The organism is Psychrobacillus sp. MER TA 171 (assembly GCF_023713305.1).
Lineage (GTDB): Bacteria > Bacillota > Bacilli > Bacillales_A > Planococcaceae > Psychrobacillus.
In genome coordinates this window covers 116290-131016 of sequence record NZ_JAMAWN010000002.1, presented here as the reverse complement: position 1 = coordinate 131016, position 14727 = coordinate 116290, and the positions used below count along the sequence as shown (strand labels likewise).

18 protein-coding genes are annotated in these 14727 nt (G+C 37.0%); all 18 read left to right on the top strand.

Going from position 1 to position 14727, the window contains the following annotated elements; translation table 11 throughout:
• Nucleotides 1–4 precede the first annotated feature (4 nt).
• Complete coding sequence (locus M3627_RS02775) at nucleotides 5–604, top strand: MotE family protein (RefSeq protein ID WP_251552909.1); 600 nt, start codon at nucleotides 5–7, stop codon at nucleotides 602–604.
• A 33-nt stretch (nucleotides 605–637) separates the two neighbouring features.
• Nucleotides 638–1846 (top strand): flagellar hook-length control protein FliK, encoded by a 1209-nt coding sequence (locus M3627_RS02770; protein WP_251552908.1) that lies wholly within the window; start codon nucleotides 638–640, stop codon nucleotides 1844–1846.
• A 2-nt stretch (nucleotides 1847–1848) separates the two neighbouring features.
• On the top strand, nucleotides 1849–2487 hold the full coding sequence (flgD, locus tag M3627_RS02765) for a flagellar hook assembly protein FlgD (protein WP_251552907.1): 639 nt from the start codon (nucleotides 1849–1851) through the stop codon (nucleotides 2485–2487).
• Between the two features lie 21 nt (nucleotides 2488–2508).
• Entirely contained in the window at nucleotides 2509–2889 is a 381-nt protein-coding gene (locus M3627_RS02760; protein WP_251552906.1) for a TIGR02530 family flagellar biosynthesis protein, read from the top strand.
• Between the two features lie 74 nt (nucleotides 2890–2963).
• The gene (locus tag M3627_RS02755) at nucleotides 2964–3926 is read left to right on the top strand and encodes a flagellar hook-basal body complex protein (protein WP_251552905.1); all 963 of its coding nucleotides are present in this window, start codon (nucleotides 2964–2966) and stop codon (nucleotides 3924–3926) included.
• Nucleotides 3927–3995: 69 nt separating this feature from the next.
• Nucleotides 3996–4217, top strand: a complete 222-nt coding sequence (locus M3627_RS02750; RefSeq protein WP_251552904.1) for a flagellar FlbD family protein — start codon at nucleotides 3996–3998, stop codon at nucleotides 4215–4217.
• Nucleotides 4207–4638: a flagellar basal body-associated protein FliL gene (gene fliL / locus M3627_RS02745; RefSeq protein WP_251552903.1), complete on the top strand. Its 432-nt coding sequence runs from the start codon at nucleotides 4207–4209 to the stop codon at nucleotides 4636–4638. The genes M3627_RS02750 and fliL overlap by 11 nt, the downstream gene beginning before the upstream one ends.
• 28 nt (nucleotides 4639–4666) lie before the next feature.
• Entirely contained in the window at nucleotides 4667–5665 is a 999-nt protein-coding gene (gene fliM, locus M3627_RS02740) for a flagellar motor switch protein FliM (protein WP_169358603.1), read from the top strand.
• Entirely contained in the window at nucleotides 5658–6842 is a 1185-nt protein-coding gene (fliY, locus tag M3627_RS02735) for a flagellar motor switch phosphatase FliY (RefSeq protein ID WP_251552966.1), read from the top strand. Before fliM ends, fliY begins: the two co-directional genes overlap by 8 nt.
• 19 nt (nucleotides 6843–6861) lie before the next feature.
• Nucleotides 6862–7224: a response regulator gene (locus M3627_RS02730; RefSeq protein ID WP_251552902.1), complete on the top strand. Its 363-nt coding sequence runs from the start codon at nucleotides 6862–6864 to the stop codon at nucleotides 7222–7224.
• A gap of 33 nt (nucleotides 7225–7257) precedes the next feature.
• Entirely contained in the window at nucleotides 7258–7920 is a 663-nt protein-coding gene (locus tag M3627_RS02725; protein ID WP_251552901.1) for a flagellar biosynthetic protein FliO, read from the top strand.
• A complete protein-coding gene (fliP, locus tag M3627_RS02720; protein ID WP_169358606.1) occupies nucleotides 7913–8578 on the top strand; it encodes a flagellar type III secretion system pore protein FliP in 666 nt (221 codons plus the stop codon). Before M3627_RS02725 ends, fliP begins: the two co-directional genes overlap by 8 nt.
• A gap of 12 nt (nucleotides 8579–8590) precedes the next feature.
• Nucleotides 8591–8860 (top strand): flagellar biosynthesis protein FliQ, encoded by a 270-nt coding sequence (gene fliQ, locus M3627_RS02715; protein ID WP_144538065.1) that lies wholly within the window; start codon nucleotides 8591–8593, stop codon nucleotides 8858–8860.
• Between the two features lie 4 nt (nucleotides 8861–8864).
• Nucleotides 8865–9641 carry a flagellar biosynthetic protein FliR gene (gene fliR / locus M3627_RS02710; RefSeq protein WP_251552965.1) on the top strand — a complete coding sequence of 259 codons (777 nt, stop codon included), beginning with the start codon at nucleotides 8865–8867 and terminating at the stop codon, nucleotides 9639–9641.
• Nucleotide 9642: 1 nt separating this feature from the next.
• Entirely contained in the window at nucleotides 9643–10728 is a 1086-nt protein-coding gene (gene flhB, locus M3627_RS02705) for a flagellar biosynthesis protein FlhB (RefSeq protein WP_251552900.1), read from the top strand.
• 18 nt (nucleotides 10729–10746) lie between these two features.
• Complete coding sequence (gene flhA, locus M3627_RS02700; RefSeq protein ID WP_169358608.1) at nucleotides 10747–12780, top strand: flagellar biosynthesis protein FlhA; 2034 nt, start codon at nucleotides 10747–10749, stop codon at nucleotides 12778–12780.
• Nucleotides 12777–13877, top strand: coding sequence for a flagellar biosynthesis GTPase FlhF (gene flhF, locus M3627_RS02695; RefSeq protein WP_251552899.1), 1101 nt, complete (start codon nucleotides 12777–12779; stop codon nucleotides 13875–13877). The genes flhA and flhF overlap by 4 nt, the downstream gene beginning before the upstream one ends.
• Nucleotides 13861–14727 carry a MinD/ParA family protein gene (locus tag M3627_RS02690; RefSeq protein WP_251552898.1) on the top strand — a complete coding sequence of 289 codons (867 nt, stop codon included), beginning with the start codon at nucleotides 13861–13863 and terminating at the stop codon, nucleotides 14725–14727. Before flhF ends, M3627_RS02690 begins: the two co-directional genes overlap by 17 nt.

Genomic DNA, 14727 nt, shown 5'->3' with positions numbered 1-14727 from the left:
AAGCATGGCAAAAAAGAATAATCAAAAGAAAAGCCTTCATACGATGGACAACGGGTCAAGAAAAATCGGCTTAGGCAAGAAAATATTATATTTGTTTATCATACCGCTTCTCTTTGCTTTGGCTCTCCTTTTAACTTTTGCCCAAATAACAAATATTAATGTATTTGAAAAAGCTAAAGAACTTACCTCGTTTAGTGAGAATAAGCCATTGGATGACAATGCAAAATCAAATCGCTTAGAAGAGAGAGTTGTTTCATTGCAAGCAGAGATTCAGCAAAAAGAAGTACAAATTAATCAGCTTCAGGGTGAAATAGAAAACTCTGTGAAGTCTGAAGAATCCTTGTTGTCAGAACAGGAAAGCCTATTACAGGAAATTGAAGAACTGAAGAGACAAAATGAACAATCAAAAAGGGATTATGCAGAGGTAGTTTCTACCTTCGAAAAAATGTCTGCAAAATCAGCAGCTCCTGTTATCTCGAATATGAGTGATGCAGAGGCATTGAGAATTTTGGCGAGTTTAAAACCAGATACTGTTGCAAAAATTTATGAAAAAATGTCACCTCAGGATGCCGCTAAATATACTGAGCTAATGACCAAGCAGTAGTATCATTCATTATTGAAGGGGGGTGAAAGAAAAATGAACATAGCATTAGTTAACATGAGACCTCCAGTAGCTGTGCAACCTAAAACAGAGTTGCCAACAGGTAACAGTCAAGGATTTGGAAATGTATTTGGACAAATTCTTTCCAGTCAGTCTGTACCATCTGTTAATGTTGAAAGCCCTGTGAAAACAGAGCAAAATCTTATACAAGATTTACTTTCTCTATTAGATGCCGAATCCATAGAGGATGCACAGAATTTACTTCAAACGGATGAACTACTAGTAGATTCAAATGACTTACATCAATTGTTAAATAAATTGCTAAGCAAGCTTGAAGATTTACAGGAGAACCCAGATCAGAAACAGGATGTTTGGGAAATTCTTGCGAATGTAATGGAACAGCCTCAAAAGCTTGTTGACTCTATCCTTTTAACATTAAATGGACAAGCATCGAATAAGATTACAAGTCCAGTGGAAGCAAAACAAGCAGTAGAGCTTTTAAAGGTAGTCCAACTTATAGGAAACAAAAGTGATTTGACCTTCAAACAAGAAACGACACTTTTTGATCTAAAACAAACATTGGAAACTTTAAAGGAAAACTTAACAAATTTATCATTGATACAAGGTAGAAACTCTACTCCCGTAACTAAAGCATTTATACAACAAGTGGTAATGAATCAATCAGTTACTAAAGGAATGAGTACAGAAGTAGTAACAGAAAGTAAAGAAACCACTTCTGTAAATCAAGGTCAGACAATCACTGTACAAACAAAAGTAGAGACAGTGTCCATGACTCTCCCTACACAAAAATCAGCTCAGTCAGAGGAGTTTATAAAAGAACTTCAAAAGTTGATGAACCGGGTTCAATTTGGACAAGCAGCAGGGGCTAATAGATTAGTGATTAAGCTATATCCTGAACAGCTTGGAACGATCCGCATTGAGTTGATACAAAAGGATGGAATCTTAACTGCCAAAATGCTTGCATCAACTGCCTTAGGTAAAGAAATGCTAGATACGCATTCTGGTCAATTAAGACAAGGACTGGCAAATCAAAATATACAAATAGAGAAGCTAGAGATTACCCAAGCATTGCAAGACACAGCAAAACAGGAGAAAAACCAAGGTTTCCAAGACTCTACTTTTAAACAACATAGACAGCATGATCAACAAGAAGAAGATTCAGATGTTTCAGTTTCAGATATACAAACCACGTTCCAAGAATTTCTAAGTGAAATAGAGGTATAAAAATGGCTGATTTAACACCAATTACAAGCAATATGTACCTGTCATCTAAAAAAACGACTAAAACAACGGGTAATAGTACGCTTGGAAAAGATGAATTTTTAAAAATATTGATGACACAACTTCAAAATCAGGATCCTACTAATCCAATGAAGGATAACGAATTCATTGCTCAAATGGCACAGTTTTCTTCCTTAGAGCAAATGACGAACTTAACGAATGCCTTTGAAAAGTTTGCGCAGGCACAAGAACAAACCCAAATGATTGAATACAGCAATTTTGTTGGTAAGCAAGTGAAATGGCACGAGCTGACAGACAAAAATGGTGTAGATGGTAAGCCTATCACTAACGAAGGAACTGGCCAAATTGTTGGAGTTAAATTCGTAAATGGGAGCGTAGAATTTACACTGTCTGATGGAAAGAAAATTACACCAGGTAACATTTCGGAAGTATTATCAAGCAATGGGAACTCTAACAGTTTAGTAGAGGCAAGTATGATGATTGGAAAAACTATTGGATACACTGATAATACCGTAGAAACAAAAGGTGTTGTTGAATCTGTCTCTAAAAAAGATGGTGTGATTTTATTGAATCTTTCTGGTGGTACTACGATAACAGCAGATAAAATTAATTCTATCCAATAAAGAATAGAACGGAGACTTGCAATGGACCATGTTACTATTAACCGTGTCTCCCTGCAACCAGGTATCCGTCAACCAATAACAACTAAGCAAGTCACACCTCCTAAACAGGCGTTTTTACAGCATTTACATGAAGCCACGGTAAAAACAGAACTAAAGGTAAGCAAACATGCCAATCAGCGATTACTAGAAAGAAATATTCATATTTCAGATGCGCAGTGGCAGCTTGTAAGTGACAAAGTATCAGAAGCGCGCTCCAAAGGTGTAAAGGACTCATTAGTATTGATGGAACAAGCAGCTTTAATCGTAAGTGCAAAAAATGCCACGGTTATTACTGCAATGGATCGTACGGAAGCAAACAATCAATTGTTTACCAATATAGACGGCACAATAGTGCTAGGATAGCAGGACCTTTAAAGGATGCTACGTGCAGTGGACTGATTGAAGCTAGCACACAAATCGAAGGGAGAAATTCATCAATGATTCGTTCAATGTACTCAGGTATCTCAGGACTTAAAAACTTTCAAACAAAATTAGACGTAATAGGTAACAACATCTCTAACGTAAATACTTATGGTTTTAAAAAGGGTCGTACAGTTTTTAAAGATTTAATCTCACAAACGACTTCAGGTGCTTCTGCACCTACAGGAACACGAGGTGGAGTAAACGCTAAACAAGTAGGGTTAGGCTCCCAGTTATCTGCAATTGATACTATCCACTCTGGAGGTTCATTGCAATCTACAGGTAATACATTAGATCTTGCTATATCTGGAGATGGGTTTTTTCAAGTAGCAGATGGAAAAGGAGCAACTGCCACAGCTGGTCCAAATGGATTTGAAAATTATTTATATACACGTGCTGGGAACTTTTATATGGATAAAGAAGGATACTTAGTTAATTCTGACGGGAAATACTTAGTTGGTGCCTCAGCAGTTACTACTGGTGCGCCGGCGCAGTTCCCATTGGCCAATTTAGTTTCTGTAACACCTAATAGCGGGAATTTAGATGCAACTGGTAATGATGGAATTCCTGATAAAACATTTATAACCGGAGCTACTACTACTTATAAACCAATTCAAATTCCTACTGACGCTCAAAGTATGAGTATTAGTCAAGATGGTACTGTGACATTTGTAGACAAAGGTGGAGAACTTAGATGGTCGGGGCAATTGGTTTTAGCCAAATTTCCAAATGCAGGAGGTTTAGAAAAGGCGGGGAACAATTATTTTAAATCCTCACCAAACTCAGGTACTCCGTTAAACTCAGTAGGAACTCAAGATGGTCTTGGAACAGTCAACTCTGGCTTCCTAGAAATGTCTAACGTTGACTTATCTGAAGAGTTTACGGACATGATTGTAGCGCAACGTGGATTCCAAGCTAATACTCGTATTATCACGACTTCAGACCAAATCTTAGAGGAATTAGTTAACTTAAAACGATAAAGAATAGTTTAACAGCTTGACAGTAAGGGAGGGGTGGGCCGTTCCTTGAATGGCCCGGCCCTTAAATAAATGATTAGTTTAACTCGTTTAAACGGTAAAGAGTTTTCGTTAAATGCATTATACATAGAGACGATTGAATCTTTTCCAGATACTACGATAACGCTAACGAACGGTCATAAATATGTGGCGTTAGAAACACGAGAAGATGTGTATGAAAAAATCGCTCAGTTCTACAAGGAAATACATATTTTATCGAATCCTTATTTAAGAGGTGAACAGGATGAAGAATAACAATAAGCTAGTAACTATGATGCTAATTATTTTGGTTTCTCTTACTTTGGTAGGTGTGGTTGCAATTTTACTCTACTTCCAATTTAATAAAGGTGAAGAAGCCAACGAACCTACAATTGATGAGATTGTCGAGTCTTCTGTGGACATTCAAGAAATTACAACTAATTTAGCAGGCGACAAATTTATCCGGATTTCTATGAAAGTTCAAACAGACAGTACAAAGTCGGCAGAGGAACTTACAAAACGAGATTTCCAAGTGAAAAATATTTTGATCACGGAACTTTCGGAAATGACGCCAGAGGATTTAGAAGGTAAGCAAGGTAAGATAAGCTTAGAGTCCTCTTTAAAAACAAAAATAAATGAATTAATGCATGATGGGGAAGTACAGCAGGTGTATATTACTTCCTATATTATTCAGTAAAGTAATTTTTTGAATGGAGGTGGGCAGATTGGCAGGAGATATATTATCTCAATCAGAAATAGATGCATTGTTAAGTGCCCTTTCGACAGGTGAAATGACAGCGGACGAAATGAAGAGCGAACAGGAATCAAAGAAAATTCGTACTTATGATTTTAAGAGAGCTCTGCGTTTCTCGAAAGACCAAATACGAAGTTTGACACGTATACACGAAAATTTCGCACGTCTTTTAACCACATTTTTTTCTGCCCAGTTAAGATCATATGTTCAAATATCTGTAGTGTCCGTAGACCAAATTCCTTTTGAAGAGTTTATACGCTCGGTACCTCATATGACACTCATTAATGTGTTTGAGGTTCCGCCTCTAGAAGGTAATATTCTAATGGAGATAAACCCCAATATCGCATATTCCATGCTGGATTTATTAATGGGAGGGAAGGGTCAGACGCATACAAAGGTAGATAATTTAACTGAAATAGAAACAAAGATAATGACTAATCTCTTTGAAAAATCCTTTGATAATTTAAGAGAAGCATGGAGTAATATAGCGGATATCGATCCAATCTTAACGGAATTAGAGATAAATCCGCAATTTTTACAAATGATTTCTCCAAATGAGACTGTAGTTGTCATATCTTTTAATACGGTTATTGGAGAAACAAGTGGAATGATTAATATTTGTATTCCTCATGTAGTATTAGAACCAATCGTACCGAACCTATCTGTGCGTTACTGGATGCAAACAAATAAAAAAGAAGTGTCTCCGGAACAATTAGCAGTCCTTAAAAAACGTGTTAAATCAGCAGAAATACCAGTTGTGGCTGAATTAGGTTCTACTGAAATCACGATGGAAGATCTTTTATATCTTCAGTTGGGCGATGTGATTCAGTTAAATGCAAAAGTTGAAGATGCTCTTACGATCAAAGTAGGAGATATACCTAAGTTTAAAGCCCAGCCTGGTAAGCTTAAAAAGAAAATGGCAGTACAAATAATTGAAACTTTGAAAGGAGGAGAGGATGATGATGAGTGATGATATGCTCTCCCAAGAAGAAATTGAAGCCCTCCTACGTGGAACGGTTGACAATGTGAAGGATGAAAAAGCAAACAAGGGTACATCGAATATTGAAGATTACTTAGACTCTTTTGCTATAGATACTTTAGGAGAAATCGGTAATATTTCCTTTGGAAGCTCTGCTACCGCTCTATCTTCATTATTAGGTCAAAAAGTGGATATAACTACTCCACATATTAGCATGATTAATAGAAGTAGATTAGTGGAGGAGTTTCCACATCCTTATGTGGCGGTACAAGTCAAATATACTGCTGGACTAATAGGTATGAATCTACTAGTTATTAAGCAATCAGACGCTGCTGTAATTGCAGACTTAATGCTAGGTGGAGATGGAATAGATCCAAGTCCTCAGCTAAGTGAAATTCAATTAAGTGCCGTACAAGAAGCTATGAACCAAATGATGGGCTCTGCCGCTACTTCAATGTCCACTGTGTTCAATAAAAAGGTAGATATCTCTCCACCATCCATAGATATTTTAAATCTTATCGAAGGGGAAGGCGAGGAAGCGATCCCTAATGATGATTTACTTATTAAAATATCTTTTAGACTACGAGTAGGAAGCTTAATAGATTCTAATATTATGCAGCTTATACCATTAGAGTTTGGACTGAGCCTAGTTAAATCACTATTGGGCGAGAGTGAAAGTGAACCAGAGGCAGCGGCAACAGTGTATGAAGAAAGAGTTGAAAGCAATCACGCATCTACTCCAGTGCCAGACTATTATGAAGCACCAACAATTCAACCGTCAGTTGTACCACCAGTCCAACAGCTAGGAGCACCACAGCATCAAACAAGACAAAGTAATACACCACCTGTAGAGGTGCAACAAGCTCAATTTGCTAGCTTTGAAGCAACAAATTTAACACCTAATGAGTCGAGAAATTTAAATTTACTCCTTGATATTCCGCTACAAGTAACAGTAGAATTAGGTCGTACTAGAAGAACTGTGAAGGAAATTTTAGAACTTACCAGCGGTTCTATTCTAGAATTGGATAAATTAGCTGGAGAGCCTGTAGACATCCTTGTAAATAATCGTCATATTGCCAAAGGGGAAGTCGTTGTAATTGACGAGAACTTTGGTGTTCGAATTACAGATATACTAAGTCAGGCAGAACGTATTAATAATTTACGATAAGTAATGGAGGAGACATATTATGTCGAAAAGAATTTTAATAGTAGACGATGCTGCGTTCATGCGCATGATGATTAAAGATATTTTATCAAAAAATGGTTTTGAAGTAGTGGGTGAAGCGGCAGATGGTGTACAAGCTGTAGAAAAGTACGCTGAATTAAAACCAGATTTAGTGACGATGGATATCACGATGCCCGAAATGGACGGTATCGAAGCTTTAAAAAAAATTAAAGAAAAAGATCCGAGTGCAACAATTATAATGTGTTCTGCCATGGGGCAACAAGCTATGGTTATAGATGCCATTCAAGCAGGAGCAAATGACTTTATCGTAAAACCATTCCAAGCTGATCGAGTAATTGAAGCAATCTCTAAAGCGATAGGGTAAGAAATGATGTGGAAGCTTTACCTAAATATTTGTATGGCATGTTTTCTATTGATATCTTTTCCGTTAGGTACTGAGGCATCTGTAGATTCAAATGAAAGTATTAAGGATTATTTAGAACGAGAAAAGAACGACTCTGATCCATCTAAAGAAACCGATAGTAATACAATAGGTGAACAAGAAAAGAATACTCCACAAGAAGCAAGTTCAAGTGGAGTATTTATTACAGCCTGGGATTACATTAAAATGATATTTGCCTTGTTATTTGTCATTGCTTTGTTGTATGGGTTATTACGTTTTTTAAATAAACGAAATAGAAGCTTTCAGCATAACCAACTCATCCATAATCTTGGAGGAGTTGGGGTTGGTCAAGGCAAGTCAATTCAGTTAATGCAAATTGGCAACTCTCTCTATCTAGTAGGAATTGGAGAAAATATAAATTTACTGAAAGAAATCACAGATCCTCAAGAAATAGAAGAGTTAACAAAACTATATGAGGATAAGCTTGGAACTGTTCAAACGCTTCCTTATATTATGGAGTTAATGAATAAACTAACCAAAAACAAGACTCATAAGGCAAAAAATAACGAAAATCCTTCATTTAATGAAACGTTTCAAAAGAAGCTAGATGATATAAAAAGAGACCGTAGTGAAGTATTAAAGGATTGGAAGACAAAGGAGCGCAAAAACAATGAATGATTTCGTCCAATTCTTCTCGGACAGTGATCCGTCAAATGTCTCCACTTCTATCAAATTAATGCTTTTACTAACGGTTTTATCTTTGGCACCGAGTATTTTAATATTAATGACTTCCTTTGCTAGAATCATGATTATTTTGTCTTTCGTTCGTACAGCTTTAGCAACCCAACAAATGCCACCTAACCAAGTATTAGTTGGTTTAGCCTTATTCTTAACATTTTTTATCATGGCACCAACACTCCAGGAAGTGAATGAAACGGCCTTGACTCCTCTCTTTGATGAGGAGATTACGTTAGAACAGGCTTATGAAAATGCTAGTGGACCATTTAAGGATTTCATGAGTGAGCATACAAGGCAAAAGGATTTAGAGCTATTTCTAAGATATACCGAAGCAGAACGACCAGAATCGATTGATGATATTCCATTGACAGTGATGGTACCTGCTTTTGCTTTAAGTGAAATTAAAACAGCCTTTCAAATAGGCTTTATGATCTTTATCCCCTTCTTAGTAATTGACATGATTGTGGCAAGTGTCCTGATGTCGATGGGGATGATGATGTTACCACCGGTAATGATATCCTTACCATTTAAGATTTTATTGTTTGTGTTAGTGGACGGATGGTATTTAGTTATGAAGTCCATCCTACAAAGTTTTTAGGAGCTGATTGTATTGAGTAACGAAATGGTAATATCAATTGCAGAAAGAGCCATTTGGGTCATTCTTCTTGCATCAGGTCCTCTTTTGTTAGTGGCTTTAATAACAGGTCTTGCAGTATCTATCTTTCAAGCAACAACACAAATTCAAGAGCAGACTCTTGCATTTGTTCCTAAAATTATTGCAGTTTTAGTGGCTATCGTCTTTTTTGGACCATGGATGCTATCGCAAGTGACCTCCTATGCTGCAGATATTTTTGAAAACTTAGTGAGATATATTGGTTAGTTCAATGGAAGAGATCATACCTAGCCTAACTGTATTACTATTAATTATTGCAAGAGTTTCAGCGTTCATGATTACATTGCCACTGTTTTCACATCGTACTATTCCAGCTACGCATAAAATTGCCTTTGCAGTAATTCTTTCGTGGATGATGTATTACACGATGGATGTGAGTCCTTTTGATATTAACGGAGAATACATACTATTAATCATCAAGGAAGTAATGGTAGGTTTATTTGTAGGATTACTAGCTTATATCATTCTTTCTGCAATTCAAATTGCCGGCGGATTTATCGACTTCCAAATGGGGTTTGCAATCGCCAATGTAATAGACCCTCAAACTGGAGCACAAAGTCCGTTGATAGGACAATTTTTAAATATAATTGCACTTTTATTACTGTTAGCTTTAAATGGCCATCATTTGATCTTAGATGGAATTTTTTATAGCTATCAGTTTATCCCAATGGAAACGACTTGGCTTGCTTTTGGACAAGAAAATTATGTGGAATTCATTATGAAAACATTTGCAGGAGTTTTTGCAGTTGCCTTCCAGATGTCTATTCCTATCGTGGCGACTCTATTTCTAGTGGATATCGCATTAGGTATAACAGCTCGTACTGTTCCTCAATTAAATATTTTTGTAGTGGGATTCCCTATAAAAATTGGGGTTACATTTATTGTGTTATTAGTCATGATGGGAGTCTTACTGGCTGTTATGCAGAAAGTATTCGAGATGATGATCATCGCTATGCGAGATTTAATGATAATTTTAGGTGGTGGCTAATATGTTGATGCTCCGATTGGATTTACAGTACTTTGCAGGAGAAAAGACAGAAAAGGCTACTCCTAAAAAAAGACAGGATTCTCGAAAAAAAGGACAAGTGCTAAAAAGTCAGGATGTCACAAGTGCCATTGTGTTACTAGCAGTTTTCGTCTTTATGTTTTTCTTTGCAGGATTTTTACGAAATGAGATTTTTACTTTTTTCAATGTTACTTTTACAAAGTATATGTTAATGGATTCAATTTCCATCCCCATAGCTATTGAGATTTATAAGGATATGCTAATGGAAATGGCGATGATTTTGCTCCCTATCATGTTAGTAGCGGTAGTCGCTGCTGTTGCGGCAAACTTCTTTCAGTTTGGCTTGCTGTTTACGACGGAGCCTTTGAAATTTGATTTGAAGAAAATAGACCCGATAAAGGGACTTAAGCGAATCTTTTCGATGAGGGCAATAATTGAACTATTAAAATCCATTCTTAAGATTACATTTATAGGATCTGTTACAACGATGATTTTATGGATGAACCTTGAGCAAGTGCTCTCTCTATCCTTCAAAACTGCTTGGGACACCTTGTCAACAATAGGCTGGCTTACAGGAATGATGGGTATTGTTGCTTCCCTTGTCTTGTTGTTTATATCGATCTTAGATTTCTTCTATCAGCGCTTTGATTACGAGAAAAATTTGAAGATGTCTAAGCAGGATATAAAGGACGAACATAAGAACTCAGAGGGAGATCCTATTATTAAATCACGTATTCGGCAGAGACAAAGAGAAATGGCCATGCGTCGAATGATGCAGGAAATTCCTACAGCTGATGTTGTTATTACGAATCCTACTCATTATGCTATTGCACTAAAGTACGATGACCAATCAATGGAAGCCCCAATCGTAGCGGCGAAAGGTGCCGATTACGTTGCTCAAAAGATTAAAATGATTGCTAAGGAAAATGACGTGGTAATGGTTGAAAATCGGCCACTGGCTAGAGGAATGTATGACCAGGTTGAAATTGGTCAACGAATTCCCGATGAATTCTTTAAGGCGGTAGCTGAGGTATTAGCTTATGTGTACCGCATTAAACAAAAAATTTAAAGATTGAGGTGGAAGTATATGCAAGTCCGCGATATATCCGTTTTAGCAGCAGTAATTTCTATTGTGGCTATGCTCGTGATACCTCTTCCTCATTGGTTATTGAGTTTTTTAATCATTGTTAATATTACTATTGCTCTTTTAATTTTAATGACGGCAATGAATATGCAAGAGGCATTACAATTTTCTGTCTTCCCAACATTATTATTATTAGTAACCTTATTTAGACTTGCGCTTAATGTTTCCACTACACGCGCGATTTTGGCTGAAGGGGATGCGGGGAAAGTAGTAGAAACGTTTGGAACTTTTGTTACAGGTGGGAATATGTTAGTTGGGTTAGTAGTTTTTGCAATTTTAGTTATAATCCAATTTATCGTAATTACTAAGGGGGCGGAACGTGTATCAGAGGTTGCTGCCCGTTTTACCTTAGATGCCATGCCTGGTAAACAAATGAGTATTGACGCTGACTTAAATGCCGGAATGATTTCGGAAAAGGAAGCAAGAGAGAGACGTGAAAAGGTAAGTGGAGAAGCCGACTTTTATGGAGCAATGGATGGTGCAACCAAATTTGTAAAGGGTGATGCGATCGCTGGTATTATTATCGTAATTATTAACTTACTATTTGGTATTATCATCGGTGTAGTTCAATTTGGACTACCTTTTGGTGAGGCTGCAGTTTTATTCTCCACAATGACTGTTGGGGATGGACTTGTGTCCCAGATTCCAGCTCTCCTAATATCGACTGCTACTGGTATTGTTGTTACAAGAGCTGCATCTAAAGGTAATTTAGGTGGAGATATTACAGGGCAGTTATTAAGTCAGCCTAAGCTACTTTATGTAGCAGCTGCCTCAATTGCACTTTTGGGAATTGTGACTCCTATAGGAGTAATTCTTACTTTTCCTATCTCGGCTATTTTAGTTATTGGGGCTTATATGATGGGTAAAACAGAAAAAGAGGATCCAGAAGAGTTAGAGGAGTTTCAGGAGGAAGCAGCTACAGATAATATGAAGAGCCCAGAGAATGTTATTAATCTATTAAATGTAGATCCTATAGAATTTGAATTTGGCTATGGTTTAATTCCACTTGTTGATACAGCACAGGGCGGAGATTTACTAGATCGCGTAGTAATGATCCGAAGACAACTTGCACTAGAGCTCGGTATAGTAATTCCTGTCGTACGTATACGAGATAATATTCAGCTACAGCCAAATGAGTACCGGATTAAAATAAAAGGAAATGAAATGGCTCGAGGAGAATTGCTGTTAGATCACTATCTTGCTATGAGCCCTGGAGACGATGATACGATCGAAGGGATTGATACGATTGAACCTTCTTTTGGATTGCCGGCTAAATGGATAACTGAAGCGGTCAAGGAAGAAGCAGAGATTATGGGATATACAGTCGTAGACCCACCTAGCGTTGTTTCTACTCATATGACAGAAATTATCAGAAACCATGCCCATGAGTTACTTGGTAGACAAGAGACGAAGCAGCTCATTGATCACATTCGTGAAACATCACCAATTCTAGTGGACGAATTGACTCCAACTCCGATGACGATAGGAGAGATTCAAAAGGTACTAGGAAACTTACTAAGAGAGCATGTTTCAATCAGAAACCTGCCAATTATTTTCGAAACACTTGCAGATTATTCAAAAATGACATCCGATGTCGATATATTAACTGAATACACTAGACAAGCTTTAGCAAAACAAATAACTTCTCAATATGCTGGGAGCAGTAATACACTCAAAGTTTTAACGGTGTCTGGGAAGGTAGAGAAAATGGTTGCTGATAGTATTCAACAAACTGAGCATGGTAACTACCTTTCAATTGATCCTACTGATTCGCAAGCTATATTGGAATCTATGGCAAGAGAGGTGGAACGAGCTTCTCTGATGGAGCAGTCGCCGATAATATTATGTTCACCAGCAGTAAGAATGTACTTAAGACAAATGACCGAAAGATATTTCCCTCAAATCCCGATTCTTTCGTATAACGAACTAGAATCATCTATTGAGGTACAAAGCGTTGGGGTGGTGAATGTTGAATGAAAATGAAAAAATATATCGCAGCCACTATGCCTGAAGCAATGAAGGCTATTCGAAAAGAATTAGGAGACGAAGCAGTAATCTTAAGTTCTAAGGTTGTATACTCAAAGGGTTTTCTAGGGATGTTTAAAAAGAAATCCATTGAGGTTTTAGCTGGAATGGATAGTATAGAACTTCCAAATAAAGCACCAAATTTACCGACTGTTCAACTTGATCCAGATTCTAATCAAACATCCGAGATAAAAAAAGAATTAGAAGATATAAAGAATATGGTTAAATCGATGCAACGTCCACAGTTGGAACAACAATATTCGGAAGAACTTCATACACTTATTCACCACCTTAAGCAACAGGAACTAGTAGAGGAGCTTATCACGCGAGTAAGTGATGAGCTTTTTGTGCATGGTAAAAAAACGATTGATGAACAATTAGACTTCACAAAAAACTATTTGAATAATCTCCTAAATGACCTTTCATTTGGGGGAATCTCCTACGAGAGAAAATTTATTAATGTACTAGGGCCAACAGGGGTTGGTAAAACAACGACTATTGCGAAAATGGCGGCCCGTGCAGTTCTTGAAAAGAAGAAAAAAGTTGGTTTTATCACAACAGATACTTACCGAATTGCTGCAATAGAACAATTAAAAACATATGCGGGGCTTCTACAGGCACCTATCGAAATTGTCTACAGTCAAAAAGACTTCCAACAAGCTGTTCATCAGTTTGAGAAATTGGACCTGGTCTTTATCGATACGGCAGGTAGAAACTATAAAGAAGTTAAATTTGTAGAGGACTTACAAAAGTTAATTGATTTTAAGGACAACACGGAAACTTTTCTTGTACTTTCTTCTACCTCTAAAGAAAGAGATATGGAAGTAATAATAGAACAATTTACAGAGTTTCCAATTGAAAAACTGATATTTACTAAAATCGATGAAACAAATTCTATTGGCTCGATGATTAATTTAATGGTTAAATATAACAAGGGACTTGCTTACTATACAGATGGGCAAGAAGTACCGGAAGATATTGTAGAGGCTAGTCAAGATGGAATAGTCGAGTTGCTATTAAAGGGGATTCATAATGAGAGATCAAGCTGAGGAATTACGATTGAGAATGCTTAGCAATCATAGTCAGTTAGGCCGTTCAATTGCAGTAGTTAGTGGAAAGGGTGGTGTAGGGAAAAGTAATTTTTCTACAAACTTCACATCGATGCTAAGTGCGCAAGGGAAAAAAGTAGTCTTAATCGATATGGACATTGGAATGGGTAATATTCACATTTTACTTGGAAAATCGGCACCTCATAATTTAAAAGATTATTTAGTGGGAGAAAAATTATTAGAAAGTGTCATGTTTGATGGACCAAATGGACTGAAATATATATCTGGAGGTTCAGGGCTAAATGGAGTCTTAGAGTGGTCGGACAGTATGTTTGAACGGTTAATTGAAGCGTTTGAATTCCTTCAAAAGTCCTATGATTATATTATCTTCGATATGGGTGCTGGGGCAACATCTCAAACATTAGACTTGTTAGTTGCATTAGATGACATTATCGTCATAACAACGGCAGAGCCAACATCAATTACGGATGCCTACTCTATGATGAAATATATATATCTTAAAGATCCACAGAAAAGCTTCTTTCTTTTATGCAATCGAGCTTTTTCAAAAGAAGAGGGAGAAGATACGACGGCTAGATTGAAGTTGGCTATGTCCAAATTCCTTTCAAAGGATGTTGTTGTTCTAGGGAGCTTACCAGAGGATCCCACCGTACGTAAAGCAGTCCAACAGCAGGTTCCTTTTTCCATTTTGTATCCGCAAAGTGAAATCTCTAAAAAGCTTTCCTTTATTGTTAGCAAGTTTACTGAAGAACAGTTGGAAGCAGTTCCTTCTAATCCGAGTAAGTTTATTGATAAATTGAAAAGCTTATTTAAAGGAGGCGGTAAGTAG

Bases quoted from the DNA above. Each gene is read 5' to 3' on its own strand.
- M3627_RS02760 (WP_251552906.1), top strand. From the start codon at position 2,509: ATGGACCATGTTACTATTAACCGTGTCTCCCTGCAACCAGGTATCCGT.
- fliR (WP_251552965.1), top strand. From the start codon at position 8,865: ATGGAAGAGATCATACCTAGCCTAACTGTATTACTATTAATTATTGCA.
- flhF (WP_251552899.1), top strand. From the start codon at position 12,777: ATGAAAATGAAAAAATATATCGCAGCCACTATGCCTGAAGCAATGAAG.
- M3627_RS02775 (WP_251552909.1), top strand. From the start codon at position 5: ATGGCAAAAAAGAATAATCAAAAGAAAAGCCTTCATACGATGGACAAC.
- M3627_RS02725 (WP_251552901.1), top strand. From the start codon at position 7,258: ATGGCATGTTTTCTATTGATATCTTTTCCGTTAGGTACTGAGGCATCT.
- fliL (WP_251552903.1), top strand. From the start codon at position 4,207: ATGAAGAATAACAATAAGCTAGTAACTATGATGCTAATTATTTTGGTT.
- M3627_RS02750 (WP_251552904.1), top strand. From the start codon at position 3,996: ATGATTAGTTTAACTCGTTTAAACGGTAAAGAGTTTTCGTTAAATGCA.
- M3627_RS02730 (WP_251552902.1), top strand. From the start codon at position 6,862: ATGTCGAAAAGAATTTTAATAGTAGACGATGCTGCGTTCATGCGCATG.
- flhB (WP_251552900.1), top strand. From the start codon at position 9,643: ATGTTGATGCTCCGATTGGATTTACAGTACTTTGCAGGAGAAAAGACA.
- flhA (WP_169358608.1), top strand. From the start codon at position 10,747: ATGCAAGTCCGCGATATATCCGTTTTAGCAGCAGTAATTTCTATTGTG.
- fliY (WP_251552966.1), top strand. From the start codon at position 5,658: ATGAGTGATGATATGCTCTCCCAAGAAGAAATTGAAGCCCTCCTACGT.
- M3627_RS02770 (WP_251552908.1), top strand. From the start codon at position 638: ATGAACATAGCATTAGTTAACATGAGACCTCCAGTAGCTGTGCAACCT.
- flgD (WP_251552907.1), top strand. From the start codon at position 1,849: ATGGCTGATTTAACACCAATTACAAGCAATATGTACCTGTCATCTAAA.
- M3627_RS02755 (WP_251552905.1), top strand. From the start codon at position 2,964: ATGATTCGTTCAATGTACTCAGGTATCTCAGGACTTAAAAACTTTCAA.
- M3627_RS02690 (WP_251552898.1), top strand. From the start codon at position 13,861: ATGAGAGATCAAGCTGAGGAATTACGATTGAGAATGCTTAGCAATCAT.
- fliP (WP_169358606.1), top strand. From the start codon at position 7,913: ATGAATGATTTCGTCCAATTCTTCTCGGACAGTGATCCGTCAAATGTC.